We start from the raw sequence: 23,944 nt of genomic DNA, 5'->3' as shown, positions 1-23,944 counted from the left end.
GCCGCAGCCTTATTTCTGACGACATTCAGGCGCGTATTGCCTCTGTTTTCTCCGGTTCCCTGATGTTCAGGCGTGCGCAGGCCGACCGCCTATGGCCAGCTTTTTTCTGGGTGCTTCTTTGCTTTGAGGCGTGTTAGCGGGTTGGTTTGTAGCCCTCGCAACCACGGCTGGCCGGACGTTTGCGGTGTCGCGGGTAACGTCTACCGGGCCTTACGACTGACAAGCAACCCGTCATCAGCGTCAACAGGTTGTGCCAGCCCAGCGCACACGGCTGGTTGAGCAGCTTCACAAGGCTGTTTTTCATGCGGGACACGGCCTGTGTGAAATTGACTTTCCAGCGCCACTTGCTGCCTTTTTGCCTCTGATCGACCACCGGTTGCAGCAAATGCTGCATTAACAAGGCCAGATTCTTTACCAGCTGGGCGGCATGGAAATCCTGTTTTACAGCCAGCGGAGTACGCCCGCTAAAATTGTCCAGCCCAAGGGTGATTTTGGTACGCCGAAAGTCGGTTTCGATGCCCCAGCGGCGGTTGTAGAGCCCGGCAAACTGCTCAATCGGGTAGGCTTGCGCATCCAGCAACGAGGTCAGCAACAGTTCTGTTTCACCGGTTTCCAGCTCAACCCGGATGATGCGCAAACGCAGGGCCAGGTTGGGATCTGTGCCCGATTCGCTGCACATCAGACGTGAATGGCTGCTTTTTGCAGCAAATTCGCGTGTTTCTTCTGGTTTTCCAGAGGCCAAAAACTGTTTGACCTCCGTGGTGTAATCACGCGGCAGGCGCATGACAAAGTGCCGGTTCTGCTGGACATACAGCGCCATCAACCACTGGGCCGGATAGCCCCGGTCAAACAGGGTGACGCTGTCAGCCGGTGTGTGGAAAAGATGCAGGTGAGCACAGTCCCGCTCAGACAGTCCAGGCGACACCATCAGGCTATGCAGGCTTTGCTGGTCACTCACATCGTAAAGCTCGGACAGGCGGGCTACGGGGTGTCCACAATGTGTACCAAAAGCACGGTGCATGCCGGATTCCAGGGGCAGATGGACGCTGGAACCATCGATGGCCAGCACCTGCAGCCCTTGCCAACGCTGGCGTAAACCCAGCTGGTCAATCTGCTGCTGCAAGGCTTGGTTCAAGCTTTCGAGCGCGGAGTGTTTGAGCTTGTTGCGTGCCTGGCTGAAAGCTTGAGCGGTGACCACGCGCTGCTCAAAGTCCGAGCCGTTGAGTGCCTGAAAAAACGGATCCAGCTCAGTTTGCAAAGCCGTGCGGGGATGATTGAGAAGAAAAAGAACGGTGTTTTTGAAAGTCAGATGGCGGCGACGGGTAAAATCCTGGGGCCGGCTGCGGTGGGCTGCGACAAAATCGGGACAATCAAGCAGATTGGTTAATTTTTGTACAATTTTCTGCCAAAGTTGAGTAGGCGGTGTCAAGAGATGTGTGTTTTGTAGCCAAAATACGATCCTTTTGTGTACCAGATGGTCCGGTAATTATATGATATTTCAGGAAAAATTGCTTAACTTTATGACATTGCCTAAACCAAGGGTCAACCTCATCAACGCTTTATCCATATTATTTGTTAAAAATGAATAATATGGAGTAAAGTAATACAACAAAAAAAAGACTAATAATAATACACCAGCAAAAAACTTTAAGCTTAATCGTTCCCTACTCATTGATATTCTCCAAGCTTAGATATAATAACTTTAATACTAATTAATGGCCGCCAAATATATCGTCCCAGAATCTTAAACTTAAACAAAGGTGAAACTACCGTATTCTTTTCATTAAAGCCAGGCCGCCAAGAAAACTTTTTGCCTCTTCTTGTTATCGTAAATGTTTTCAAGTCACACAATGAAGCAAAGTGCCCTCCTCCAGAGTCATTACTGATGACAACCTCGCTATTAGATATATGGTCAAGTAACAGCCCTATATCTTTAAAAGTCTTTAACTTATACTTCAACAATGGCTGTTCAAGCTCCAAATACTCGCTAGGTGAGCATATGAACTCCACATCCCAACCTAGCTTAGATAGCTTATCAGCCAGTTTAATAAAACCTTTCAAATAATAATTTTTCTTCGGCTGCGGACTTAATGGGAAAATTAAAATTCGATTTTTAACACGGCTTTCGCTTACAATTAAAGGCTGTTTTTCTTTTGGTTTTATATCGTACACTGAGTGAGTGTACTCATCCGCCCAATCAACCATAGTTAACCCTTTGCTAGTATCTAAGCAAAGCGCTCTACTTGCACGTTGATACTCTTGATCATCAACCATGACTGAACGTTGATAAGCTAATGAAGTACTTTTAATTTTTTTAGCAGTGACAAATGCTACATTTGTATACTCTAATAATGACTCTTTATAATATTTCTCATAACAGGCTATTACAAGATCATAGCATTCAGAGTAATATTTAAATTCTTCCTTGCCATCCTCTAACTCAATGATTAACCATGGAAACTTTTCTTTCGCCGTGTTTAATAGATTGCTTTTTAGGGTAACCTTTGCTCCCTCAGTATAAAAATTCCAAGCAATTCGTATATAAATGGTCAAGTCACCTAAGGCAGCTAAAGGTAAAATTAAGACCTTTTTGTTCTGCCATTTTTTTTGTTTCATACAACTAATTCCCTTTAAACCACTGCCAAAACCTTTGTCTTGCTTCAGCATCCTCAAAATAACCAGGCACATTATTGCTTATGCTTGAAATCTTAAGTTTTACCAGCAACTGCGCCAGCCCCGCTACATCCCCTAACTCAAATAAATAGTCAGGATTCTCGACTACTTCTTTGGCCCCACCACAGTTGGTCGCAATTACCGGTACCCCAGCGGCCATCGCCTCTAGTAGCACCATGCCAAAGGGCTCGTGATCAGAACTTAAGGCAAACAAATCAAAGGCTTTAAAGTAACGCCGGCCATTAGGCACTTGGCCTAAAAAGCGCACGCTGCTTGCTATCCCCAACTCCTGGGCCAGGGTTTTAAGGGATTGCTCTAAACGGCCACTGCCCATAATCGCCAGCAAACTGCCCTCAGGTAACTGCGGCAAGGCTTGGGCAAAGCCTTTAATTAACGTGGCTTGGTCTTTATCCGGGTGCAAGCGCCCCACATTACCCACCACATAGGCATCTACCGGTAACTGCAAAGCTAAACGGGCATCAGCACGGCTAACCTGCTCGGCCTGCACCGCAGCGACATCAATGCGGTTATACAGGGTTTGAATTTCGGACTCGGCAAACTTTGGCAAACAGTTACGCATGTCATCCCGCACCGCATCGGAGACTCCCAACAAACGTAAACGACGATGAAAAATATTCGCCATCAACTGCCGCGAACGGCGCTGATAATCACCAAAAGCATGGTGCACACCAATCACCGGCAACTTAGAACCCAATAACGCAATATAAATTGGCTTAAAGCGATGGGCGATACAAAAAGCAAAATTACGGCTGGCCACCAACTGCTTAAACTGCTTAATCGCCGCCAGTTTTAAGCCGCGCACTTGCTTGCTGCTAAAATTAAAAAACAACACCTCATCCGAGGCGCTACCCGCCACCACTTCAGCACTTGGCTCACCGGTTAAATACACCGTGCACACCTTATACGGCGTGTCTTTAAACAACACCGCATACTGCCGCGCACAATCTAAAAAAGGGCCATCATAGCCATGGCAAAACTGCAAAACCCAAGGCGCAGCAGAATCAACCTTAGACTGACTGTGCATCAGCTGGCTCACTTGGTGCAGATTCAAGAGGCGCTGCCCCCTGCTTCACCACTAAAATATCTTCCATAATTAAATACTGTAAGTCCGAGCCAAAAAACATATCTAAGGCATCTTTCGGTGAGCAGACCATCGCCTCGCCACGGCGGTTAAGGGAGGTATTTAACGACACCCCATTGCCGGTAAGTTTTTCTAACTCCAGCATTAAGTCATACCAGCGCGGATTATATTGCCGCTCTAGCACTTGGGCCCGTGAAGTACCGTCTTCGTGCACTACTTCAGGCACACGACTCTTCCACTCATCATTCACTTCAAAGGTAAAGGTCATAAAGGGTGATGGATGATCCACTTTCAGCATTTGTGGTGCCACGGTATCAATCATTGACGGACAAAATGGACGCCAGCGCTCACGGAATTTAATTTGCTCATTAATTCGATCCGCCACTCCCGGAATACTTGGGCAACCAATAATCGAACGGCCACCGAGCGCCCGCGGACCAAACTCCATGCGGCCTTGAAACCAAGCCACGGGGTTACCTTCTACCATCAACTGGGCGATTTTTGCTGGCACCTCAGTGATTTGTTGCCACTGGGGTTGGCTAGGGTGCTTGGCGCAGGCCGCAATAATTTCTTCGTTGGTGTAAGACGGGCCTAAATACACATGCTCCATCTTCTCTACCGGCACCCCACGCTTTTGCGAAATAAACGCCGCAGCGCCCACCGCGGTACCGGCATCACCGGCCGCTGGCTGCACAAACAACTCTTTCACTTCTTCGCGGGCAATAATTTTTTGGTTGAGCTTAACGTTTAGCGCACTGCCGCCGGCAAAGGCTAACTTACCGGTTTCTTTAATAATATCGCCCAGGTAATAATCCATCATCTCCAACGCCAGCTTTTCAAATAGCGCCTGCACACTGGCGGCGTAATGAATATACGGATCATCGGCAATATCGCCTTCGCGCTTAGGCCCAAGCCATTCAATAAGTTTGGGTGAAAAGTAAAAACCTTTGCCTTTTTCTTTATAACGGCGCAGTCCAATCACGTTGGCGTACTCGGTGTTAATTACCAGCTCACCATTTTCAAACTTGGCTAAACGCGATAAATCATACAGATCCGGATTACCGTAAGGCGCCATGCCCATCACTTTGAACTCGCCATCGAGCATTTCAAAGCCAAGAAACTCGGTCATGGCACCGTATAAGCCACCGAGGGAATCGGGATCATAAAACTCTTTAATTTTATGAATCTTGCCGTTTTCGCCGTAACCAAAGAAGGTGGTGGCGTATTCACCCTTACCATCAATCCCTAAAATTGCGGTTTTTTCTTTAAACCCCGAGCACAAATAAGCACTGGCAGCGTGGGCGAGGTGGTGCTCGACCGGTTCGATTTTAATTTTCTTTAAATCAAAACCCAGCTGCTCTAAACACCACTGAATTTTCTTGTAATAACGCTTAAACCGGCGATTACCCATTAACAACGCATCTAACGCGCGATCAGGGGCGTACCAGTAGCGCTTGGCATAATGCCAACGGGCTTTTTCAGTAATACTGATTGGGGCAAAGGGAATCGCCACCACATCCACATCAGCCGGTTTGATACCTGCTTGCTCTAAGCAGAACTTGGCAGACTCATAGGGCATACGATTTTTCGCGTGTTTATCCCGCACCAAGCGCTCTTCTTCCACCGCGGCAATTAATTTACCGTCGATATAGAGTGCTGCTGATGGGTCGTGGCTCAATGCACCGGATAAGCCGAGAATAGTTAGTGCCATGAAATTGCCTCTTAGTGTTCTTCGCTAAGCGTTTCTGCCTGCGGCAAACGCTGATCTAATAATTGGTAAAGTGTACTCTCTGCCGGCCAGTTGCGTAAGAAGCGCGCCCGATCTTTGGCATACGCCCGCTGAAAACTGGCCAAACGCTGATGCTGCTGCATGGCATCTAAATCAATCAAACACCATTGATTGTGCTGCCAAAAAATATTGTGCCCTTTTAAATCTCCGTGACTAATTCTCTCACGGATTAACAGCGCAAACAGTTGATCTAGCGCCTGTAACATCGCTTCTGGCGGCGTACTCTCAGTTCCCGCCGCTGGCTGCAGATAAGGCGCAAAGTGGGCGATTATATCCTGTCCGGCGCAATATTCAGTAATAAACCACGCCGGCCCACGTAGCCCCAGCCAACGCTGCTCAATCACCGCCAATGCTTTTGGCGTGGGAATACCTAAAAACTCTAAGCGATTGGCCGCCTGCCAACTATGCCAAGCCCGACTCGGCCGCCAAAAACGCTTTAACCAATGGGCTAAGTGCTTAATGTTGTAACGCTTAATCACCAGTGGTGTTACCCGCCCACCGGCAGAATATTCAACCTTAGCCACGGTCGCCGCGCCACCGGTTTTATAAATATGGCCTTGGGCAATCAACTGATCAGGATTGGCCAACACCGGCTGTAACTCAGGCAAGGCCTGACGCCACACTGCCTGCAGCTTACATAACGAACGCTGGACACTGAACAGGCTGCAATCGCGGGCGGTTTTATGTAAATAATCCTTTAACCGCCACCGCTTAATTTTGGCAATTTCCGCTTCTAGGCGCTCAATCGGCAAGGCATGACTGCTATTAACTAAAATATAGTGCACCAGCAATTGCTCTAAATAGGGCGCTAAGCCATTGGGTAACTGGGCAAAAAACACCGCCAGATTAGCCAGCGCAGCCTCACGGGTGATCGGCTGACCTAACTCTTGCTGCTGAATACTGCCCGCATCAATCACCCACAGCTGCCGGCCATTGGTTAAAAAATTATCCAGGTGCAAGTCTGCCTGCCATAGACCCTTCAGGTGCATCTGGGCAATGTTCACTAAGGCGCGGCCCAGCACACACTCTTGCGCTTCAGTTAAATACGGCTGACTACCTACCTGTTGCCAGGCCTCGGCTAAGCTTTGGGTTTGATCCAGGTAAGCACTGATAACCCAGGCTAACTCTGGCCCGGCTTGCTGATGCTGTAGTACTTCAGGGCAGTTAATGGCTTGTGCCTGTAAGGCGCTAAAACCAGCAACCTCAGCTTGGTAAGCAGCAGCGGCTTTACGGCCAGTAAAAATCTTGATGACCACCGCTTGCCCTTGCCACTTCGCTAGCCCCACATAGCGGCGATTAGGCAGCACCCGTAACCAGCGCTGAATGCTTAGCTGCGACTGATCGGCCAAGGTTAATACCAAGGGTAATTGGGGGGCTCGACCTTTAAGTAAGGCAAAACTCATGGGCGGCTATCCTTATCCACTCGGCGCTTAGCTAAACGCAACATCCACTGCTCTAAGTTGTAAGGCTTGGTTAAATAATGCTGCAAGAAAATGCGCATCTCGGCCTCACCCCAAGCGTAGCTCGAGCGTCTAAATAAAGGGTCCAGATCTTTGACTTGATCTTTAACGCCTAACCACAGATAGCGCGTTTTTTCTAAATCAATCAGTTTCGCCGTAAATCCCTGATTGGCTGCCTGCAAAAAAATATGTTTGGGATAAAAACAGCCATGCACTTGCTTTGCCTGATGCAAGGTTTTAGCCAGTGTCGCGCAGGCAACAATAATCTCTGTTTGCTGCTGAGACGTTAACTCTGACCACTGATTCAGCCAGTAGCTTAGATCCTGCCAGCCATCGAGGGCATAGGTTAATAGGATTGCTTGATGCTCGCCGTTATGTTGGCGCTGAGCAAAAAAAGCCGCCTCTAAAGCGGGAATCCCCAACTTTTTATAGTGCAAAATATTGCGCATTTCACGAGCAAAGGTCGGCTCGCCTAAGGGATGGCACAAGCTGCGGGTTAAATGATTACGCTGACGCTTTAAATAAAAGGCTTGGCCATCTAACTCTAAACGCGAGACAGTGCTATAGCCTCCGCGCTCAGTATTGGGCTGATCAACCGCCTCAAGGGATAGATTCCAGAGCTTATCGAAGCTATCTAACTGATGCTTAGCCAATAACGGCTGTGCGCTGGGATTGATATAAGCGTTCATTCGCGCCCCTTAAAGTAATGCACAATTTGTTGAATGGCGCTTTTATCGCGCTGGGTTAAGCGCGACTGCTGACGATAAGCCAAATAAAAACGCAAGCGCTGGGTGCGCGATAATTGCTCACTGGCCACTTTATCAAGGCAGGCTAAATCTTTAATCAAGCGCCGCTGTAAAAATGGCCAGCACCAAAAACGTCCAGTGGGACAATCAATTAAAAATACTTTGCCCTGTTGATTAACCAATAAGTTACGCCACTTTAAATCATTGTGGGCAAAACGCTGCTGATGCAAAATGCGGGTCATTTCAGCTACCTGCTGACTGACCTGTGCTACCCACTGCGGGTCTTGTAGGCGTGGATCTTGCTGATTGGCCAAATGCGCTAAGTCTGCAGTATTAGGTAAGCCGCGGGTAATCATCGCGCCGCGGATAAACTTGCCATAACGCCGCTCTTGGCCATAGGCAATCACCTCGGCGGTGGCAATCCCCCACTGTTTAAAGCGTTGTAAGTTCTGCCACTCGGCCTGAATCCGCGTGGTCGGCAACCAAGCCCTTAACCCTTTGCCATTATTGCGGTAGCGTTTGACATAAAAATCGACCCCTTGGCGAGTGACTTTTATTAGCTCAGAAATAGGATCATGGGTAATGCGCTCACCCTCAAGGGCAAACACCGCCTCTAAGCTGCCAAACTCTGCTGCCAGCGACTGATACTCCGCGCTTAACTGCCACAGCATTAGAGCGCATCTCCATAACGCTGTTTACGCTGATACAGTTTATCGGCCTTTACTTGTAACCAAGCCAACAGCTTAGCTTCTTGAGCCAAGACCTGACGTAATGGCAGCTGAAAGTAATGGCGCAAAAAGCGCAATTTATCGCGCTCGGTTAAGCCAATCTCTAAGGCCGAAAAATACAGCGCGGCAAGGTCTTTGTTGCGCCAGCGCACTGGCGTGCGCGCACGGGTTTGCGCGCGATGCAAATCAATCACGGATAAGCGAAACTGCTCGGCACGAATTGGCTGATCGGTATGCAATAAAAAATGGCAAATATAGCAATCGCGGTGATTCACTCCGGCCCGGTGCATCGCCCCCACCATCTCAGCGACTCGCTGAATCAGCGCACGCTTTAATGCCGGCGGCGGTGGCTGAGCCTGCCAGTTGAGAGAGTAGTCTTCCAAACTAATGGTTGGCGCCAACTCTTCGGTAATGATAAATGAGTGCTGGCGAGCTGGATTAAGCCCGCGCTTACCATAGGCCACGGCGGTCATGGTCGGCACTTGGGCTTGGGTCAGGCGCTTGATTGCTTGCAATTCTTGCTCGGCACCTAAGACCGGTAACTTAGCCGTTAGCAAGTTTTTAATAATTTCACCCCAGCCAATACCACGGTGAATTTTCACAAAGTAACCGGCACCGGCCACTTCGGTGCGTAGGGTTCGCCGCCCTTCTAGTTCACGGTACACCTCACCTTGCAGCTGCTCAACCGCAGTAAAAGGATCTTGTCCCTGCCATAATTGGTTAAAAGGTGCCTGTAACAATAAACTCATGCTGGCTCCGCAAGAATAAGGTCAGCTGCGTATTCGGGCATCGAATATAAGTCAGCCGTTTGCCCGTAGTTTACCCCATTCTGTGACCAACGCAGCCGCGCCGAGTCATTTTCCAACATTTCAGCTAGGGTCTGATTCAGTGCAGCCTGCTGAAATGGACTAGGCAATACCCGTCCGGCATCGGCTTCGCTAATGTAGTGGGCATAGCCACAAATATCGGTGACCAATACCGGCAGCCCAGCGACTAAGGCCTCTAATAACACGGTACCGGTATTTTCGTTATAGGCTGGGTGAATCAATAAATCAGCACCCAATAAAAACCGCGGAATATCGCTGCGCCCTTTTAAAATCTGCACCTGCTGGGATAATCCCAGCGCCTTAATCTGCAGTAAAAAAGGTTTGGGGTCATCTTGCCCAATCACAATAAACCGAGTTTTAGCCTTAAGCGCTGCTGGCAAACTGGCCAAGGCCTTTAAACTGCGGTCCAAACCTTTGGTTTTAAAGCCAGAACCTACCTGCAGGAGTAATAACTGATCATCGGCTAGCTGAAACTCTTGGCGAAAAGCTGCACGTAGCTCGGCAGCATTGGCGGGAGCCTGACGATCGGTGGCAATCCCCGGTGGCAATAGATGAAAACGCTCAGCTTGGGTTTGGTAATGCTTGATAAATAACGGCTGCTGCACTTCAGAAATCATTAAGATCTCGGTGGCGTGCTCTGGGGCAAATACCGCCCGCTCATAGGCGGCAAAGTGCTTATAACGGCCGCTGTATTTGTACCAAGGATTACGCAGAGTTTGGGCTTTGTCTTCATAGCAGCCATCGGCAGCGTAATACCAATCGAGTCCGGGCATTTTATTAAAACCTATCACCCGATCCACCGGCGACTGAGCCATATCGGCCTGCAGCCACTGATAAAACTTCTGATTACGCCGATGATTAGCCCACGCTTTAACTTGCGGAATCCGCACATCAAACCCTGGAGGAATTTCGCCTTCCCAAATTAAGGTATAGACCCGTATGTGATGGCCGCGGCGCTGGCACTCTAAGGCGATGCGCATAAAGTCGCGCTGCAAACCACCAAAGGGAAAGTACTTATATAAAATAAAGGCGAGCTGCATGAATTACTCACTAGCGGTGGGAGCAGCGCTCCCGGTGGTGGGCTGGAGTAAGGGCTGTAAATGCTGCAGCACCTTATCGGGGGTAAGGTCATCAAAGCACGGTAATTGGCGATCACCTTTACCGGCTAACGGATGCTCGGCACATAAATGAATTTGCCCCTTGCCATAGGCGCCAACTCGTCCCGGTAAGGTGGGACCATACAATGAGATGGTTGGTACATCTAACGCTGCGGCTAAATGCCCAAGCCCGGTATCAACGGCTACACAGGCGGTAGCATTGGCAATTTCATCGGCCACCCCGGCCAAGTTTAATTGTGGCAGCACGGTTACCTGCTCCAGTTCGTGGGCAATCCGCTCGGCCCGCTGCTGCTCGGCAGCATTCCCCCAAGCGAGGTGCACGGCGATCCCTTGGCTATTCAGCTGCTCAGCTAGGTGTCGCCAATACTGCTCTGGCCAGTGTTTGCTTGGCCAAGTGGTGCCATGTAAGAACATCACGTAAGGCTGGGCAAGCGCTTTATGCCGCCTTTGCAACCCATACTCGGCGGCCTTGCCGGTAATCGAATAACCCAGTGCCAAAGCAAATAGACGCCGCGTTCGCTCAACTGCGTGGAGATCCGTTGCCACCTGATATTTAGCATCATAAAAATAACTGGCCACAGCTTCGCGCGCCGACTGTTTATCAAAGCCGGCCACTGGCGCTAAGTTAAAACGCGTCAGCCAAGCACTTTTGAGTAACCCTTGGGCATCAATGGTTAAATCATAAGACTGCTGTTTAATCCGCTGCTTTAGGGCCCGCCACTCACCACTTTTGTAGGTTTGCCACAGGTGTTTGCGCCAGCGTCGAATCGCTACGGGAATCACTTCTGCCACTGCGGGGTGCCAACTGGGGATTTCGGCAAAGCCTTCTTCCACTACCCAATCAAACTGAATCCCAGGTATGGCTCGCTGGGCATCGGTTAATGCGGGCAAGGTATGAATCACATCGCCCAACGACGAGGTTTTAATTAATAACACACGCACTACAGTTCGCTCTCTTGCAATTGAATCGGCGTCACTGTTAAACGCTCTAAAGCAGCAATCACCAAACTCGCTGGTAGATTTTTCAAGCAGTCATAATGACCAAAGCGACAGGTACGCTGAAAACAAGGACTGCAATCTAAGCCTAAACGAACAATTTCGACTTGATCGGCTAAGGGCGGAGTAAAGTCCGGTGAAGTTGAGCCGTATACCGCCACCAAAGGACGATTCAGGGCCGCGGCCACGTGCATTAATCCCGAGTCATTACTTACCACTGCCTCAGCACAGGACATTAAATCAATCGCTTGGGCGAGGGAGGTTTGACCGGCAATATTCGTCACTTCTTCACGCAACCCAGGAATCAACAGCTGTTGAATATGCTCACCACTGAGGTGATCTTTTTCTGAACCAAAGATCCACACCTGCCAGCCTTGGCGAATTTTAGCCTCGGCCACTTCCGCATAGGCTGACGCAGGCCAACGCTTGGCCTCACCAAACTCGGCCCCAGGACACAGCGCCAGCACGGGACGATCCAGCACCAGATTAAGTTCTGTTAATGCCTGCTGCCGCTGGGCCGGATCAATATGTAAGCTCGGACGCGGATAAGGTTTAGCTAGCTCGGTACCTGGTGCGTAAGCCAGCGCCATAAAACGCTCAATCATTAAGGGGTAGCGATCTTTATCCAGATGGCGCAAATCATTCAATAAACCGTAGCGCATTTCACCCTTCCAGCCAGTGCGCTTAGGAATACGAGCAAAAAATGGCGTCAGCGCAGACTTTAACGAGTTAGGCAGCAAAATCGCCTGATCGTATTGATTTTTCAGCTGCTGGCCCAGTTGGCGCCGGGTTTTCAAGTCCAACACCCCATGCCCTAAAGGAAAACTAAGGGCTTGACGCACTTCGGGCATCCGCTCTAGCAGCGGACGGCTCCAATTAGGCGCTAACACATCGATCTGACAGTCTGGATGCTGCTGTTTTAAGGCTATGAATAGGGTTTGCGCCATGACCATATCGCCAACCCAGCTTGGTCCAACAATAAGAATATTCATCGGCCGCTTGTCTGTACTCAAAGGGTAGTAATCCAAAGAAAGGCTCGATTATGCCACTGAATCTGGTTTTTTTCTTGTTTTCAATGTTTCTAAACCACAGCCAAGAGCAACAGGACTCAAGCAGCCCAAAGGAGAGAAAGTACACTCATTTAGTTTTACCCAGGCACAAAAAAGCGGGCTTCCTTGCCCGCTTCAGACTGCTGACAAACCCCTCGTTCCCATCGAGGGGTTTGTTTTTTATACTGGGCACACATCTGCTGCAGGAGTTGTACAGTGCTACGTGATCGCCCCCAGACCCAGTCCGAACTCGAATTTGTCTGTATTGACGAGCTGGTTCCTTCAGACCATTTACTACGCAAAGTAGATCGTCATATCGATTTCTCGTTTATTCATGATCTAGTCAAAGACTTGTACTGCGCGAACAATGGTCGCCCAGCGCTGGATCCAACTCTACTGTTTAAACTGCTGCTTATAGGCTATTTATTCGGTATTCGTAGTGAACGTCAGTTGATCCGTGAGGTTCAGGTCAATGTAGCCTACCGCTGGTTCCTAGGCTTGAACTTGACTGACAAAGTCCCTGATGCCAGCACCCTTAGTCAGAACCGTCGCCGCCGCTTTAATGACTCGGATATCTACCAGCAAATTTTTGATGAAATCGTCTTGCAGGCGATGCAGCGTAAGTTGGTATCCGGCACGGTACTGTATACCGATTCAACCCACCTGAAAGCCAATGCTAACAAGGGGAAATGGGTCAAAGCACACGCCGTTTCAGAACGGCAAGCCTATATGGATAAGTTGGATCAGGCGATCGAGGAGGATCGCCTAGCCCACGGAAAAAAGCCCTTGCCGCCGCCATCGAGCGAACCTCAGGTGCGGGAAATCAAACAAAGTAAGACCGATCCTGAAAGCGGCTTTATGACTCGGGATAACAAGCCCAAAGGCTTCTTTTATCTTGACCATCGTACGGTGGATACCAAAGCCAATATCATTACCGATGTGCATGTCACGGCGGGTAACGTCCACGACGCAGTGCCCTATTTGGCCCGATTGGAACGGCAGACACAGCGTTTTGGCTTTAACGTCCAGCATGTTGGCCTGGATGCAGGCTATCACACCACAGCCATCAGCAAAGGTCTGGAAGATAAGGGGGTAAAAGCGGTGTTTGGCTATCGGCGACCGATCCATCGCCAAGGGTACTTGCGTAAACGTGAGTTTATCTATATCGCCGAAACAGACCAGTATGTGTGCCCACAAGGACAGGCCTTGATTTACAGTACAACTAACCGGGAAGGGTATCGCCACTATGTATCTGATCCGGCTGTGTGCCGACAATGCCCGCTGCTTTCACGCTGTAATCAGAACGCCAAACAACAAAAAACGGTCACCCGTCATGTGTGGGAAGGCAGCAGAGAACGGCAGGATGCCAACCGGCTGACGCCTTGGGGCAAGGCGATCTATCAGAGGCGCAAAGAAACAGTAGAGCGAAGCTTTGCTGATGCCAAAGAGCTGCATCAATACCGCTACGCGCGGTATCGTGGTCGTCACAAAGTGCAGGCGCAATGCCTGATGACTGCCGTGGCACAAAACATCAAGAAAATCGCACTATTGGCAGGATAATCCCGCTTTTGTAAACCTCTTGCCCTCATGAGTGCCTGTTTACACGCCTACTTAAGCTCAGATACGCCCAATTTACTTTAAAAAATCTTGGAGCAAAAACTTCCGCTCTTTGAACGCTTATCCCATTTGAGTGCTTATCCCAAAAGAAAAAGCGGCATTGAAGTGCATAAAACAACAAACCCCACCAAAAAGGCGGGGTTTGTCAGCTACCTGAAGCGGGCTTCCTTGCCCGCTTGCATCCTTCTTCCCTAACCGATGCCACTACCTATACCCTTAGGTTATTTCCCTAGTGCTTATTCCCTGCGCTTAACTCCCTATTCAATCCAAATTAAGCACCAATTACCCCGCCATCCTTACGGGTCACCAGCATAATGCTCGAGCGTGGCACGCTATTGCCGCCGAACGGGAAATGCGAAGGCGCTAACTCCTCACCCGGATGTTGCACCCCAACAAACATCGTTTTTTGATCAGGGCTAAAGGCCAATCCAGTAATTTCACAGGCAACCGGTCCAGTTAAGAAACGGCGCACCTCTCCGGTTTTAGGATCCGCACAGAGCATTTGGTTATTGCCTTGGCCAGCAAAATCGCCTTCATTGGAATAGTTCCCATCGGACTGGATCCACAGCCGCCCACCCTGATCAAAGGTAATGCCATCGGGGCTGTTAAACATGTTGTCGGCGGTAATATTGCTCGACCCGGCATAGGGCGTGCCCGCATGCACGGTCGGGTTACCCGCAATTAAGAATAAATCCCAGTCAAACTGCTCGGCCGTATGTTGCCCTGCACGTGGCACCCAACGCACAATTTGCCCGTAGTGGTTTTCGGCACGTGGATTAGGGCCATCCACTGGCTGATTGTCTTTCAGGCCACGGTTTTTATTGTTGGTCAGAGTACAGAACACCATCGGCTCGTGGGGGTGCGCTGCAACCCACTCCGGACGATCCATGGTGGTAGCTCCCACTTGGGTAGCGGCTAAACGGGTATTAATTAAGATGTCGGCTTGGCTGGCAAAACCATTAGCTGCGGTTAAACCATTTTGCCCATGCTCTAGGCTAATCCATTGACCACTGCCATCTTCGTTAAATTTAGCCACCGATAAAGTACCGGCATCTAACAAGTCACGGTTGGCGGCCTGATCCTGGGGATTGTATTTATCGCGGCTAACAAAACGGTAAATATGCTCACCACGCTCGTCATCCCCTAGATAAACCACCACATGGCCATCTTCGGCGATAACTAACTCAGCATTTTCGTGCTTAAAGCGGCCTAAAGCCGTGCGCTTAACCGGCTGTGATTCGGGGTTATGGGGATCAATCTCCACTACCCAGCCAAAACGATTGGGCTCGTTGGGTTCTTTAGCTAAATCAAACCGCTGATCAAACTTATACCAGCTGTAGCCGGCATCTTCGGCGGCAATTCCATAGCGTTTAAAACTCTCGGAAAGTTCTAGCGGCTGATCACTGCCAAAATAACCATTAAAGTTTTCTTCACAGGTCAGATAAGTGCCCCAAGGGGTTTGCCCATTGGCGCAGTTATTAAAGGTACCTAGAACTAACTCGCCTTTAGGGTCAGCCTTAGTTTGCAATAAGGCATGGCCTTTGGATGGCCCACTGATGCGCATCGGTGTGTTGGCATCAATCCGGCGATTGTATTTACCGTCTTGTTGTACCCGCCAGCCAGCTTCTTGCTTAACTAAGGTCAGCACTGAAACCCCATGGGCCGCTTGAGCATAGCGCACATCGGCGGCGCTCATATTTTTCCCTTGGTGCTCAAACATCAACTCATAGTTGGTGTACTCGTTATTCACCGCCAAAATAGCGCTGTCAGCGGTTAACGGAAATAAGCTCATGCCATCGGTGTTATCACCAAACTGGCCTGCTTGATCGGCAGCGGTATTATTTTTCACCTGATCACTAAAAGCGGCCACCTTAGAAAACAGTGGATCGCCCCAAGAAATCAAACGTTCCACTTGGTAACCTTCAGGCACGGTCACGGTATCGGCAGTACTGGCGGCCACTGCTTTAAAACCTAATAACGGGCTGCCGCTAGGCGCTAGGGCTGCCGCAACCGCTTTGGTGACCGGGGTCATACTAAAAAAGGCCGCAGCACCTAAAGCAGCACCTGCCCCACCTAAAAAGCGGCGACGGGATAAACCCCGTTCAACCATCTGAGTAAATTCTGGGGTTTCGGGACGTGGATGGTTACGCTCATCTTGCAATTCAAACTGGCTCATACAGGGTTCCTAGCTCAATAGGTTCTTGGAATGAGCCACAGCTTAGGTGGTTGAAGTTACAGCGATATGACAACTCAAGCGCCGACTCAATAACCCGCAACGCCCAAGCCAATGAGTGCTTGGGCGCTATTGATTTAGCCTTGCTTAAACACCTGATCAGCTTGGGCAAAGCGTTGCTGAATACTGCTGGTCGGCGGCTTACCGAGCAAACTGACAACAATAATTGCCACACTGGCTAAGGCAAAGCCAGGAATAATTTCATACAGGCCTAGATCAATGAACTGCTTCCACAGCACCACAGTTAAAGCCCCCACTAAAATACCCGCTACCGCACCATTGCGCGTCATCCGTGGCCAAGTGACCGACAGTAAAATTACCGGACCAAATGCCACCCCCAAGACCATTAACCGTCCCACCCAAACTAATTCACGCTGGGAGGCATTTTTGCGTAAAAAGGCTTTATAAAAGTCCTCAGTGATGGCACTGGAGCTCACCAACAGCTGCCTGCGGAACTCGAACTAGCCTTGATTCAAGCATAAACTTGCTCAGGCAGGACTTAGCCCGAACGTTTCTCCTAACTTTCGATGCTGCCTGCTATTGAGTTGAACATGTTGTGTACCTGCAAGTTCTCGATACACCATCGAGTGATTTGGGCTTCAGAGTACGCCTCAGCCCACCACAACCCGTATCCAGCGGCGCAAGGCCAAGTATTGGCTAACGATTTTTTTTACTGTTATTGCTTTTATTGCCCCTCTTAGCCCACCTCAGCCAATGGCCATTACTACAAGCAATCGCCGGCTTTTATCAGGCAGGTGCTTTAGTCTTTGGCGGCGGTCATGTGGTGCTGCCCATTTTAGAGGCCCAGGTGGTAACCCCAGGATTAATCAGCAGCGAGCAGTTTCTCGCTGGTTATGCCGCGGCCCAAGTCTTACCTGGACCACTGTTTAGCTTTGCGGCTTTCTTGGGTACGTTATTACCCTCGCATCCTTGGCCTTGGCTCAGCGGCCTGCTCGGTTTAGTGGCTATTTTTCTACCCTCGGGTTTACTGGTGTTAGCGGTGTTACCCGTTTGGCAGCAACTAAAACAACAAGCTGCAGTTCGCCGCGCCTTAGCCGGAGCCAATGCTGCGGTGGTCGGCCTACTGTTAGCCGCGCTCTATCAACCACTGTGGCTGAGCAGTATTTATCAACCCACTGACTTAGCGCTGGCCTTGCTCGCTTGGCTGGCATTGGCGGTGTGGCGATTACCCGCCTGGTTGCTAGTCCCCTTGTGTGGCCTAGGCTATACCTGGTTGCAATCTATTACTACGGCGCTGGGCTTAGCTTTATAATGGCGCCTGTTTTTCTTATTTAGGCCACTTTGATGTCAAGCACTGAGCATTATTTACTGAACTACGCGTGGGATATTAAACACTGGAATGAAGACCGCGATGTCATGCTAGAAGCACAATTCAGCGGTGTATCGCCCACACAAATAGCCCCACTGCTTGAGCAATGGTTGCACTCGAAACAGCGCGATCAGCAAGTGCTAGATCAACAAACCGCAACGATTTTCTATGCAGGGGGTGCGTGGTTCCATTGGCCTGCCACTGATTCATTACAGTTTTATATCCATTCAGCGGGGCAAGATGCCTTTGATTCTATTCACTATTACGCTAACCATTTAGCCGATTATTTATTCGCCGCGTTAGGCCCTAAACTCCAGCTGCAGTGGATTGAGCATCCCCATCGCCGGGATTATTTGCGGGCCCACTAATCGGCTCAGCTACTCAGTAAACATTTCGCGCCAGCACTGGTTAATTACCGCAGCAACGCCTGCCACAATAAGCGTGCTGCAATTAGGGTCAGCAGGAGATTAAATAACCCATTAAAGCGCTGATCACTGATTTTTTGTAAACGCCCTAATCCTAGCTTAGTGCCCAGCGCGCCAGCTGCAATCATTGCCAACACCAGCACAATCCATTGCTTAAAAGCAAAGCCTGCCATGCCAAATACCATGGCTTTTGGCGCATGTTGCAATGTCATGGCAGCGGCAAAGGTCGCCACGGTAGCTTGCCGATTAGTTTGCTGCTGCTTAACAAAAGCCCCCACCAAAGGCCCGGTCGCACCAACCAAATGACTCAATAAGGTGGTCAGCGCGGCGGCGACTAAAGTACCCGCCTTACCTAAAATAAGTGCAGATAAAGATGGACCCCAGCACAGATACAAAATAAAGAGCGCAATGGCCGTTTGCAGTACAGCAACCGATAGTTCAACCAATAACATACTGGCTAATCCAGCGCCTAGCAGCACACCTGGGGCAAACCAAGCAATGGTTTGCCAATTTATCCAGCGCCAAGTCATGGCGGCACGATTAGCATTTGAGCCTAATTGCACCAAGCCATGTACTGGAATAATCGCGGCAGTGGGAATCAACAAACTAAGTCCTGCCAGTAAAATAGCTCCGCCGCCAATCCCGATAAACGCAGTGATAAACGAGGTCAACCCGGCTAATGCCACTAATCCAAGCAGCGTGTATAACGATAAATACTCAGGTAACCAACCAGCGGCTATTAAACTCTGCATAAAAATACTCTGTTTGATCCATTGAAACCCATCGCTAAAAACCAAGAAGGTGGACTAATAGCCCACCTTCATTAGCCTCAACCGTTGCTGGCTTAACCTGTGTTACGCAGCCCTGCGGCAATCCCTGCTACGGTGACTAACATCGCTTGCTCTACTTCAGGGTGCTCAATACTGTGCTCCCGGCGCGAGCGATCCAGTAACTCAACCTGCAGTAAATGCAGCGGATCTAAGTATGTATCGCGAATGCTAATTGAGGCGCGGACCAAGGGGTGGCGCTCAAGCAAATGCTCCTCGCCGGTCAAAGCCAATACTTGCTGCACGGCTTGCTCAAGTTTGGCATACAGTGCTTCACCAAAGCCTTGCAACGCGGGCTCGACTAAACGGGCGTCATATAGTCTGGCGATCCCTTGATCCGCTTTTAGCAGCACCATTTCCAGCATATCAATCCGCGCGCGAAAGAACGGCCAGTGATCACGCATTTCTTCTAAAGTGGCGGCTTCACCACGCTCCAGCGCTTTGGCTAAAGCCTCCTCCCAACCGAGCCATGCCGGCAACATTAAACGTGTTTGGGTCCAGGCAAAGATCCATGGAATAGCGCGTAAACTTTCAATCCCACCCGAACGACGCTTCGCCGGACGACTGCCTAAGGGCAAGCGGCCTAGTTCTTGCTCTGGTGTGGCTTGACGAAAATACGCCACAAACTCTGGCGCCTCTTGCACCACCGCGCGATAAGCGGCGCCACCATCAGCGGCCATCCGCTCCATCACATCACGCCAAGCTTGAGTTGGGGCCGGTGGCGGCACCACGGTGGCCTCTAAAACTGAAGCTAAATATAAATTTAAGTTTTGCTCGGCCACCTTAGGCAAGCCATATTTAAAGCGAATCACTTCGCCTTGCTCGGTGGTTCTAAAGCGCCCTGCCACCGAACCTGGTGGCTGCGATAAAATGGCTTCATGGGCCGGCCCACCGCCACGACCCACGGTACCGCCACGGCCATGAAATAACAGCAGCTCCACTCCCGCTTTGGCACACACCGCCACCAACTCTTCTTGGGCGCGATATTGCGCCCAAGCCGCAGCCGTTGTGCCGGCATCTTTGGCTGAGTCTGAATAACCGATCATCACTTCTTGCGGCCCAGCTAACTGCTGACGGTAATCCGGTAAAGCCAGTAATTGCCCAATCACAGCCCCCGCATGATCTAGGTCTTGCTCGGTTTCAAAGAGTGGCGCCACAGCCATAAAGCGCCGCAGTCCAGCTTCTTTGAGCAATAACTGCACCGCCAGCACATCGGACGGCGCGGTGGCCATGGAAATCACATAGGAGCCCAAGGCGGCAGCCGGTGTCTTAGCCACCACTTTACAGGTGTCTAACACTTCTTGGGTATCTGCTGAAGGCTCAAAATCAGCAGCCAGTAACGGCCGTTTATTGGCCAGTTCTTGACGTAAAAATGCTTGCTTTTGCTCTTCATCCCACGCCAGATAACTGCCCAAGCCTAACCACTGGGTAATTTCATCTAATGCTGCAGCATGGCGCGCCGCATCTTGTCGAATATCAAGGCGGAGCAAAAATAAACCAAAGGCTTGGGCACGACGAATGCAGTCTAATAAATCACCATCGGCAATTAAGCCTAACCCTGATTCATGCAAGGACTCATAGCACAACAGTAAAGGCTCCAGCAGCTGCTGGTTATCACTGAGCACATCGTCAGGTATCGGGCTTTGCTCTTGAATGCACTTTTGTAAGGTGGTGCGGGTATAACGCAATTGATTGCGCAGTTTTTTTAACACCACGCGATACGGCTCATCACTGCCTTGGGCATGTTGCTGCAAGGTTAAGTTAGCCTGCTGCATAGATAGCTCCGCCGTGAGCTTAGTGATGTCTTTTAATAATAAGTCCGCCGCAATCCAACGCGCCCACAGCAAAACCTCTTGGGTGATATTGGCCGTGACGTTAGGGTTACCGTCACGATCGCCGCCCATCCACGAAGCAAAACGAAGCGGCGTCGCAGTCACGGCTAAAGGCTCAGCACCTTGCGCCTGCAACACCTGATCCACATGGCGCAAGGTATTGGGCAAGGCTTTCCATAGCGAACGTTCAATTACCGCAAAGCCCCAGCGCGCCTCATCCAACGGCGTTGGCTGCTGTTTACGAATTTCTGAGGTATGCCAAATTTCGTTGATTAATACCCGCAATTTGTGCAGGGCTTGATTGCGCTCTTGATCCGTTAGATCGCTATGATCCAAGGCAGCTAACTGCTGGGCAATGGCGTCGTATTTGACAATCATAGTGCGCCGCGTGACTTCAGTTGGATGCGCGGTTAGCACCAGTTCAATACTGAGGTTTTCTAACTGTTGCTTTAGCTCAGCTAAATCATGCCCCTTAGCCGTTAACCGTTGCAGCAATTGACCCAGCATTTGCTCTTCAAAAGCCGGTGCCTCATCGGCGTGCCGACGACGCATTAAATGGTATTGATCGGCAATATTGGCCAGGTTTAAAAATTGGTTAAAGCCCCGTGCTACTGCTAATAATTCAGTATCGGTCAGTCCATCTAAGGTCTCGGTTAACTGTTGCCGTGCTTGGGCTTGTCCGCGCCGTGCATATTTAGCCCCTAGCCGGATGCGTTCTACCTTATCAAAGAGTTCGGCACCCACTGCTTGCTTAATGGTTTGCCCTAGCAAGTCACCCAATAGGTGCACATGTTCGCGTAACCGAGAATCAATTGTTGGCATGTGTTACTCCTTTAGCAGAGTCGCCCTTCAACAAGAAGGGCGCAAACTTAACTGCTTCAGAGTGCCCAGCACTAAAAAAATTCGCAAGTGCCTTTTATGCTTAAGCGCCTAACTCCTCAGCAGTAGGTACGACACAGGCAAAAAAGTCTGCCAAGGCCGCCAGCTCCATGTTATGTAGCGCTTCGGCATCCACCACTTGCTGATCTACTCCCGGTAACGGGCGAGTCGCACAGGCTGCGGCAACCACTGTAGAGCGATACCCTAAATCTTTAGCAGCACGTACCGTGGCGCTAACACACATGTGAGTCATAAAGCCGCAGACAATCAACGCGCTGCGCTGAGTATTTTTAATGACGTTGTGCAAATTACTTTGGGCAAAGGCATTAGGCAATGGTTTATCAATGACTACCTCGCCTACTAGCGGCGCTAGCTCATCAAAAATCTGACCCCGCGGCCCTTCTGGATCAAACAAATACCCCACCACCCCCATATGACGAATATGAATAACCGGTGTTTGTTCTGCCCGTGCCTTAGCCAGCAGCAGGCTAATCTGCGCAGTAGCTGGCTCGACATTAGGCAAACGCATATCACCGATCCGATATTCATTTTGCGCATCAATAATAATCAGTACCGCTTCTTGCCAGTTGGCTGGACCGTGCTCACTGCCGGTAAGCTGAAATAAGGTAGGGAGTTGCTGAGTGGACATAGTTTGAGTCTCTTTATTGGCGAAGGAAGTCGTGGTTTTCTAGCGCCATTGTCCAAGTGACAGCAGAGGCTGAACAGCCCTAAACTTGCCAACTCAGTTTGCATCTTTGCAAAGCAGCAAACAGCCCTTAATACGCCCTAATCCTAGATCACCTGTTTGAGTATTTATTTAGCTATGCCAGCCCAAGAGTTTGATTGGAACGACTTAAAACTACTGACCACCTTGCATCAAGCGGGCAGCTTAAGTGCCACGGCGCAGCAGCTACAGGTAGATGTATCGACCATTAGTCGCCGCTTAGCTGCCGCCGAACAACGCTTACACAGTACGTTATTTATTCGCACACCCAAAGGCTATCAAGCCACTGAATTAGGCTTAGCATTTATGCAACAAGCGCAGCCTATTACCCAACAAGTGCAGCAATTGCTCGAATCAACTCAACAACAAGCCCAAGCGGTCCAGGGCACAGTGCGTATTACTGCCGTCGACTTTATTTTTAGTAGCTGGCTTGGTCGAGAGTTGGCCGCCTTTCAGCAGCAACATCCGCAGCTTTGCCTCGAGCTAATTAATGCTGATCGTGATCTTTCTTTTAGTCATAGCGAAACCGATCTGGCGATTCGTTTTGCCCGCCCACAACAAGATGCTGCGCTATTCATGCGTAAAGTTGGCGAGCTGGGCTTAGCCGTTTACGCGGCTCCACAATTTGCTGATTTAACGCCCCAACAGTGGGCAGCACAACCCTGGCTCAGTTACACCCAAGCTTTAGCCCATGCGCCAGAGATGCGCTGGCTAGCGCAACATTACCCCAAAGCCAGCATCTGCTTAAAAAGTTGTCACCTGCCGACTTTACTCCAAGCCTGCCAGCAAGGCTTAGGGCTAGCCTTACTGCCCTGCATGTTGGCTGAGCAAGCGGGCCTGAAACGTCTCAGCCCAATGCCAGTATTACAACGCGAAATTTGGTTACTGAGTCACCGCCAAATCGGCCAAATTCAGCGCTTTGAAACGGTTTATCGCTGGTTACTGCAGTTATTTGCTGACTATGCTGAGCAGTTACGAGGCACGCCGCCTTCAGTCGTCGATTAACCCTGCTTGCGGCAAGCGGCTAGCAACGCCGTTAACTGCTCAACGCCTAGCTGTTGCATCAGGGCAATATTACGCTCGGGGATTTGCTCAACATCGGGGTAGTCGGCGATTGCTTGCTCAAGGCTCGCTTCGCGCAAGATATGCAACACCGGATAAGGCGAGCGATTGGTGTAGTTCTCTACATCAGCGGCTAAGGTGCCGCCAAATTGGTAATCCGGATGAAAGCTAGCAATTTGATACACCCCTTCTAAATCCAGCACTTGCAGTAAATAGTCGGCTTGATCAAGAAAATCATTGTAATCATAAAAATCCTGTAACAAGCCTATGGGGATCAGCAAGGTGGTTTCTACTTCAGGATGGGCAGTGAGATAGTCCAGTTCTGCCTGCAAACTCACTAGTAGCGCCTGCTCGTTAGTATCTTGGCTGACCACATAGCGGACACGCTGTTTCACTACTTCACGTTTGGCAAAGGGGCAAAGATTCAACCCCACCACACAGGTGGCTACCCAATGCGCTACGGCGTCAATCACCTCGGCCTCAGTTACTGATACGGGTGGACACATAACTTTTCCTTACCTTTGTTG

Annotated in this window: 20 protein-coding genes and 1 pseudogene; 4 read left to right on the top strand and 17 right to left on the bottom strand. The window is 50.1% G+C overall.

Features of this window, described 5'->3' with window-relative positions; all coding sequences use genetic code 11:
- Positions 1 to 133 precede the first annotated feature (133 nt).
- The 11 genes from AC2T15_RS02210 to waaF form a co-directional block, all read right to left on the bottom strand.
- A complete protein-coding gene (locus AC2T15_RS02210) occupies positions 134 to 1,429 on the bottom strand; it encodes an IS4 family transposase (protein WP_486778625.1) in 1,296 nt (431 codons plus the stop codon).
- 239 nt (positions 1,430 to 1,668) lie between these two features.
- On the bottom strand, positions 1,669 to 2,616 hold the full coding sequence (locus AC2T15_RS02205; RefSeq protein WP_486778624.1) for a glycosyltransferase family 9 protein: 948 nt from the start codon (positions 2,614 to 2,616) through the stop codon (positions 1,669 to 1,671).
- Between the two features lie 4 nt (positions 2,617 to 2,620).
- Positions 2,621 to 3,718: a glycosyltransferase gene (locus AC2T15_RS02200; protein ID WP_486778623.1), complete on the bottom strand. Its 1,098-nt coding sequence runs from the start codon at positions 3,716 to 3,718 to the stop codon at positions 2,621 to 2,623.
- Positions 3,702 to 5,486 (bottom strand): carbamoyltransferase family protein, encoded by a 1,785-nt coding sequence (locus tag AC2T15_RS02195; RefSeq protein WP_486778622.1) that lies wholly within the window; start codon positions 5,484 to 5,486, stop codon positions 3,702 to 3,704. The genes AC2T15_RS02200 and AC2T15_RS02195 overlap by 17 nt, the downstream gene beginning before the upstream one ends.
- 11 nt (positions 5,487 to 5,497) lie before the next feature.
- A complete protein-coding gene (locus tag AC2T15_RS02190) occupies positions 5,498 to 6,967 on the bottom strand; it encodes a lipopolysaccharide kinase InaA family protein (protein ID WP_486778621.1) in 1,470 nt (489 codons plus the stop codon).
- The gene (locus tag AC2T15_RS02185; RefSeq protein ID WP_486778620.1) at positions 6,964 to 7,713 is read right to left on the bottom strand and encodes a lipopolysaccharide kinase InaA family protein; all 750 of its coding nucleotides are present in this window, start codon (positions 7,711 to 7,713) and stop codon (positions 6,964 to 6,966) included. The genes AC2T15_RS02190 and AC2T15_RS02185 overlap by 4 nt, the downstream gene beginning before the upstream one ends.
- Positions 7,710 to 8,441, bottom strand: a complete 732-nt coding sequence (locus AC2T15_RS02180; RefSeq protein ID WP_486778619.1) for a lipopolysaccharide kinase InaA family protein — start codon at positions 8,439 to 8,441, stop codon at positions 7,710 to 7,712. Before AC2T15_RS02180 ends, AC2T15_RS02185 begins: the two co-directional genes overlap by 4 nt.
- Positions 8,441 to 9,247, bottom strand: a complete 807-nt coding sequence (gene rfaP, locus AC2T15_RS02175; protein WP_053101254.1) for a lipopolysaccharide core heptose(I) kinase RfaP — start codon at positions 9,245 to 9,247, stop codon at positions 8,441 to 8,443. Before rfaP ends, AC2T15_RS02180 begins: the two co-directional genes overlap by 1 nt.
- Positions 9,244 to 10,365, bottom strand: coding sequence for a glycosyltransferase family 4 protein (locus AC2T15_RS02170; RefSeq protein ID WP_486778618.1), 1,122 nt, complete (start codon positions 10,363 to 10,365; stop codon positions 9,244 to 9,246). Before AC2T15_RS02170 ends, rfaP begins: the two co-directional genes overlap by 4 nt.
- A 3-nt stretch (positions 10,366 to 10,368) precedes the next feature.
- Positions 10,369 to 11,385 carry a lipopolysaccharide heptosyltransferase I gene (gene waaC / locus AC2T15_RS02165; protein WP_373332367.1) on the bottom strand — a complete coding sequence of 339 codons (1,017 nt, stop codon included), beginning with the start codon at positions 11,383 to 11,385 and terminating at the stop codon, positions 10,369 to 10,371.
- Positions 11,385 to 12,431, bottom strand: a complete 1,047-nt coding sequence (waaF, locus tag AC2T15_RS02160) for a lipopolysaccharide heptosyltransferase II (protein WP_053105949.1) — start codon at positions 12,429 to 12,431, stop codon at positions 11,385 to 11,387. The genes waaC and waaF overlap by 1 nt, the downstream gene beginning before the upstream one ends.
- Before the next feature lie 273 nt (positions 12,432 to 12,704).
- Between waaF and AC2T15_RS02155 the strand changes: the two genes are divergently transcribed.
- Positions 12,705 to 14,048, top strand: a complete 1,344-nt coding sequence (locus AC2T15_RS02155) for an IS1182 family transposase (RefSeq protein ID WP_486778617.1) — start codon at positions 12,705 to 12,707, stop codon at positions 14,046 to 14,048.
- A 328-nt stretch (positions 14,049 to 14,376) separates the two neighbouring features.
- On the opposite strand, the gene AC2T15_RS02150 is transcribed toward AC2T15_RS02155, so the two are convergent.
- Complete coding sequence (locus AC2T15_RS02150; RefSeq protein ID WP_486779000.1) at positions 14,377 to 16,215, bottom strand: PhoX family protein; 1,839 nt, start codon at positions 16,213 to 16,215, stop codon at positions 14,377 to 14,379.
- Positions 16,216 to 16,415: 200 nt separating this feature from the next.
- Positions 16,416 to 16,784: pseudogene (locus AC2T15_RS02145) on the bottom strand (sodium:solute symporter family transporter); the annotation flags it as partial.
- A 233-nt stretch (positions 16,785 to 17,017) separates the two neighbouring features.
- On the opposite strand from AC2T15_RS02145, the gene AC2T15_RS02140 reads away from it, so the two are divergent.
- Both AC2T15_RS02140 and AC2T15_RS02135 read left to right on the top strand, forming a co-directional pair.
- Positions 17,018 to 17,611: a chromate transporter gene (locus AC2T15_RS02140; protein ID WP_486778616.1), complete on the top strand. Its 594-nt coding sequence runs from the start codon at positions 17,018 to 17,020 to the stop codon at positions 17,609 to 17,611.
- 32 nt (positions 17,612 to 17,643) lie between these two features.
- Entirely contained in the window at positions 17,644 to 18,036 is a 393-nt protein-coding gene (locus AC2T15_RS02135) for a hypothetical protein (protein ID WP_486778615.1), read from the top strand.
- Between the two features lie 44 nt (positions 18,037 to 18,080).
- Here AC2T15_RS02135 and AC2T15_RS02130 read toward each other — a convergent pair whose 3' ends face one another.
- The 3 genes from AC2T15_RS02130 to AC2T15_RS02120 all read right to left on the bottom strand — a co-directional run bounded on the left by AC2T15_RS02130 (position 18,081) and on the right by AC2T15_RS02120 (position 22,280).
- On the bottom strand, positions 18,081 to 18,845 hold the full coding sequence (locus AC2T15_RS02130; RefSeq protein WP_486778614.1) for a sulfite exporter TauE/SafE family protein: 765 nt from the start codon (positions 18,843 to 18,845) through the stop codon (positions 18,081 to 18,083).
- Positions 18,846 to 18,937: 92 nt separating this feature from the next.
- Positions 18,938 to 21,574: a phosphoenolpyruvate carboxylase gene (ppc, locus tag AC2T15_RS02125; RefSeq protein ID WP_053101230.1), complete on the bottom strand. Its 2,637-nt coding sequence runs from the start codon at positions 21,572 to 21,574 to the stop codon at positions 18,938 to 18,940.
- Positions 21,575 to 21,674: 100 nt separating this feature from the next.
- Positions 21,675 to 22,280: a cysteine hydrolase family protein gene (locus tag AC2T15_RS02120; RefSeq protein ID WP_286592986.1), complete on the bottom strand. Its 606-nt coding sequence runs from the start codon at positions 22,278 to 22,280 to the stop codon at positions 21,675 to 21,677.
- Between the two features lie 156 nt (positions 22,281 to 22,436).
- Between AC2T15_RS02120 and AC2T15_RS02115 the strand changes: the two genes are divergently transcribed.
- Positions 22,437 to 23,360 (top strand): LysR family transcriptional regulator, encoded by a 924-nt coding sequence (locus tag AC2T15_RS02115; RefSeq protein ID WP_486778613.1) that lies wholly within the window; start codon positions 22,437 to 22,439, stop codon positions 23,358 to 23,360.
- On the opposite strand, the gene AC2T15_RS02110 is transcribed toward AC2T15_RS02115, so the two are convergent.
- On the bottom strand, positions 23,357 to 23,923 hold the full coding sequence (locus AC2T15_RS02110) for a DUF1415 domain-containing protein (RefSeq protein WP_053101224.1): 567 nt from the start codon (positions 23,921 to 23,923) through the stop codon (positions 23,357 to 23,359). The genes AC2T15_RS02115 and AC2T15_RS02110 overlap by 4 nt on opposite strands.
- Between the last annotated feature and the right edge of the window lie 21 nt (positions 23,924 to 23,944).

Source organism: Thiopseudomonas sp. SA1F2-1K (assembly GCF_057443035.1).
This window is presented reverse-complemented; position numbering and strand designations above follow the sequence as displayed.

Coding starts and splice junctions, on each gene's coding strand:
- AC2T15_RS02170 (WP_486778618.1), bottom strand. CDS start 10,365: ATGCAGCTCGCCTTTATTTTATATAAGTACTTTCCCTTTGGTGGTTTG.
- AC2T15_RS02120 (WP_286592986.1), bottom strand. CDS start 22,280: ATGTCCACTCAGCAACTCCCTACCTTATTTCAGCTTACCGGCAGTGAG.
- AC2T15_RS02200 (WP_486778623.1), bottom strand. CDS start 3,718: ATGCACAGTCAGTCTAAGGTTGATTCTGCTGCGCCTTGGGTTTTGCAG.
- AC2T15_RS02190 (WP_486778621.1), bottom strand. CDS start 6,967: ATGAGTTTTGCCTTACTTAAAGGTCGAGCCCCCCAATTACCCTTGGTA.
- AC2T15_RS02185 (WP_486778620.1), bottom strand. CDS start 7,713: ATGAACGCTTATATCAATCCCAGCGCACAGCCGTTATTGGCTAAGCAT.
- AC2T15_RS02130 (WP_486778614.1), bottom strand. CDS start 18,845: ATGCAGAGTTTAATAGCCGCTGGTTGGTTACCTGAGTATTTATCGTTA.
- AC2T15_RS02195 (WP_486778622.1), bottom strand. CDS start 5,486: ATGGCACTAACTATTCTCGGCTTATCCGGTGCATTGAGCCACGACCCA.
- AC2T15_RS02150 (WP_486779000.1), bottom strand. CDS start 16,215: ATGGTTGAACGGGGTTTATCCCGTCGCCGCTTTTTAGGTGGGGCAGGT.
- AC2T15_RS02180 (WP_486778619.1), bottom strand. CDS start 8,441: ATGCTGTGGCAGTTAAGCGCGGAGTATCAGTCGCTGGCAGCAGAGTTT.
- AC2T15_RS02110 (WP_053101224.1), bottom strand. CDS start 23,923: ATGTGTCCACCCGTATCAGTAACTGAGGCCGAGGTGATTGACGCCGTA.
- rfaP (WP_053101254.1), bottom strand. CDS start 9,247: ATGAGTTTATTGTTACAGGCACCTTTTAACCAATTATGGCAGGGACAA.
- AC2T15_RS02135 (WP_486778615.1), top strand. CDS start 17,644: ATGTCAAGCACTGAGCATTATTTACTGAACTACGCGTGGGATATTAAA.
- AC2T15_RS02205 (WP_486778624.1), bottom strand. CDS start 2,616: ATGAAACAAAAAAAATGGCAGAACAAAAAGGTCTTAATTTTACCTTTA.
- waaF (WP_053105949.1), bottom strand. CDS start 12,431: ATGAATATTCTTATTGTTGGACCAAGCTGGGTTGGCGATATGGTCATG.
- ppc (WP_053101230.1), bottom strand. CDS start 21,574: ATGCCAACAATTGATTCTCGGTTACGCGAACATGTGCACCTATTGGGT.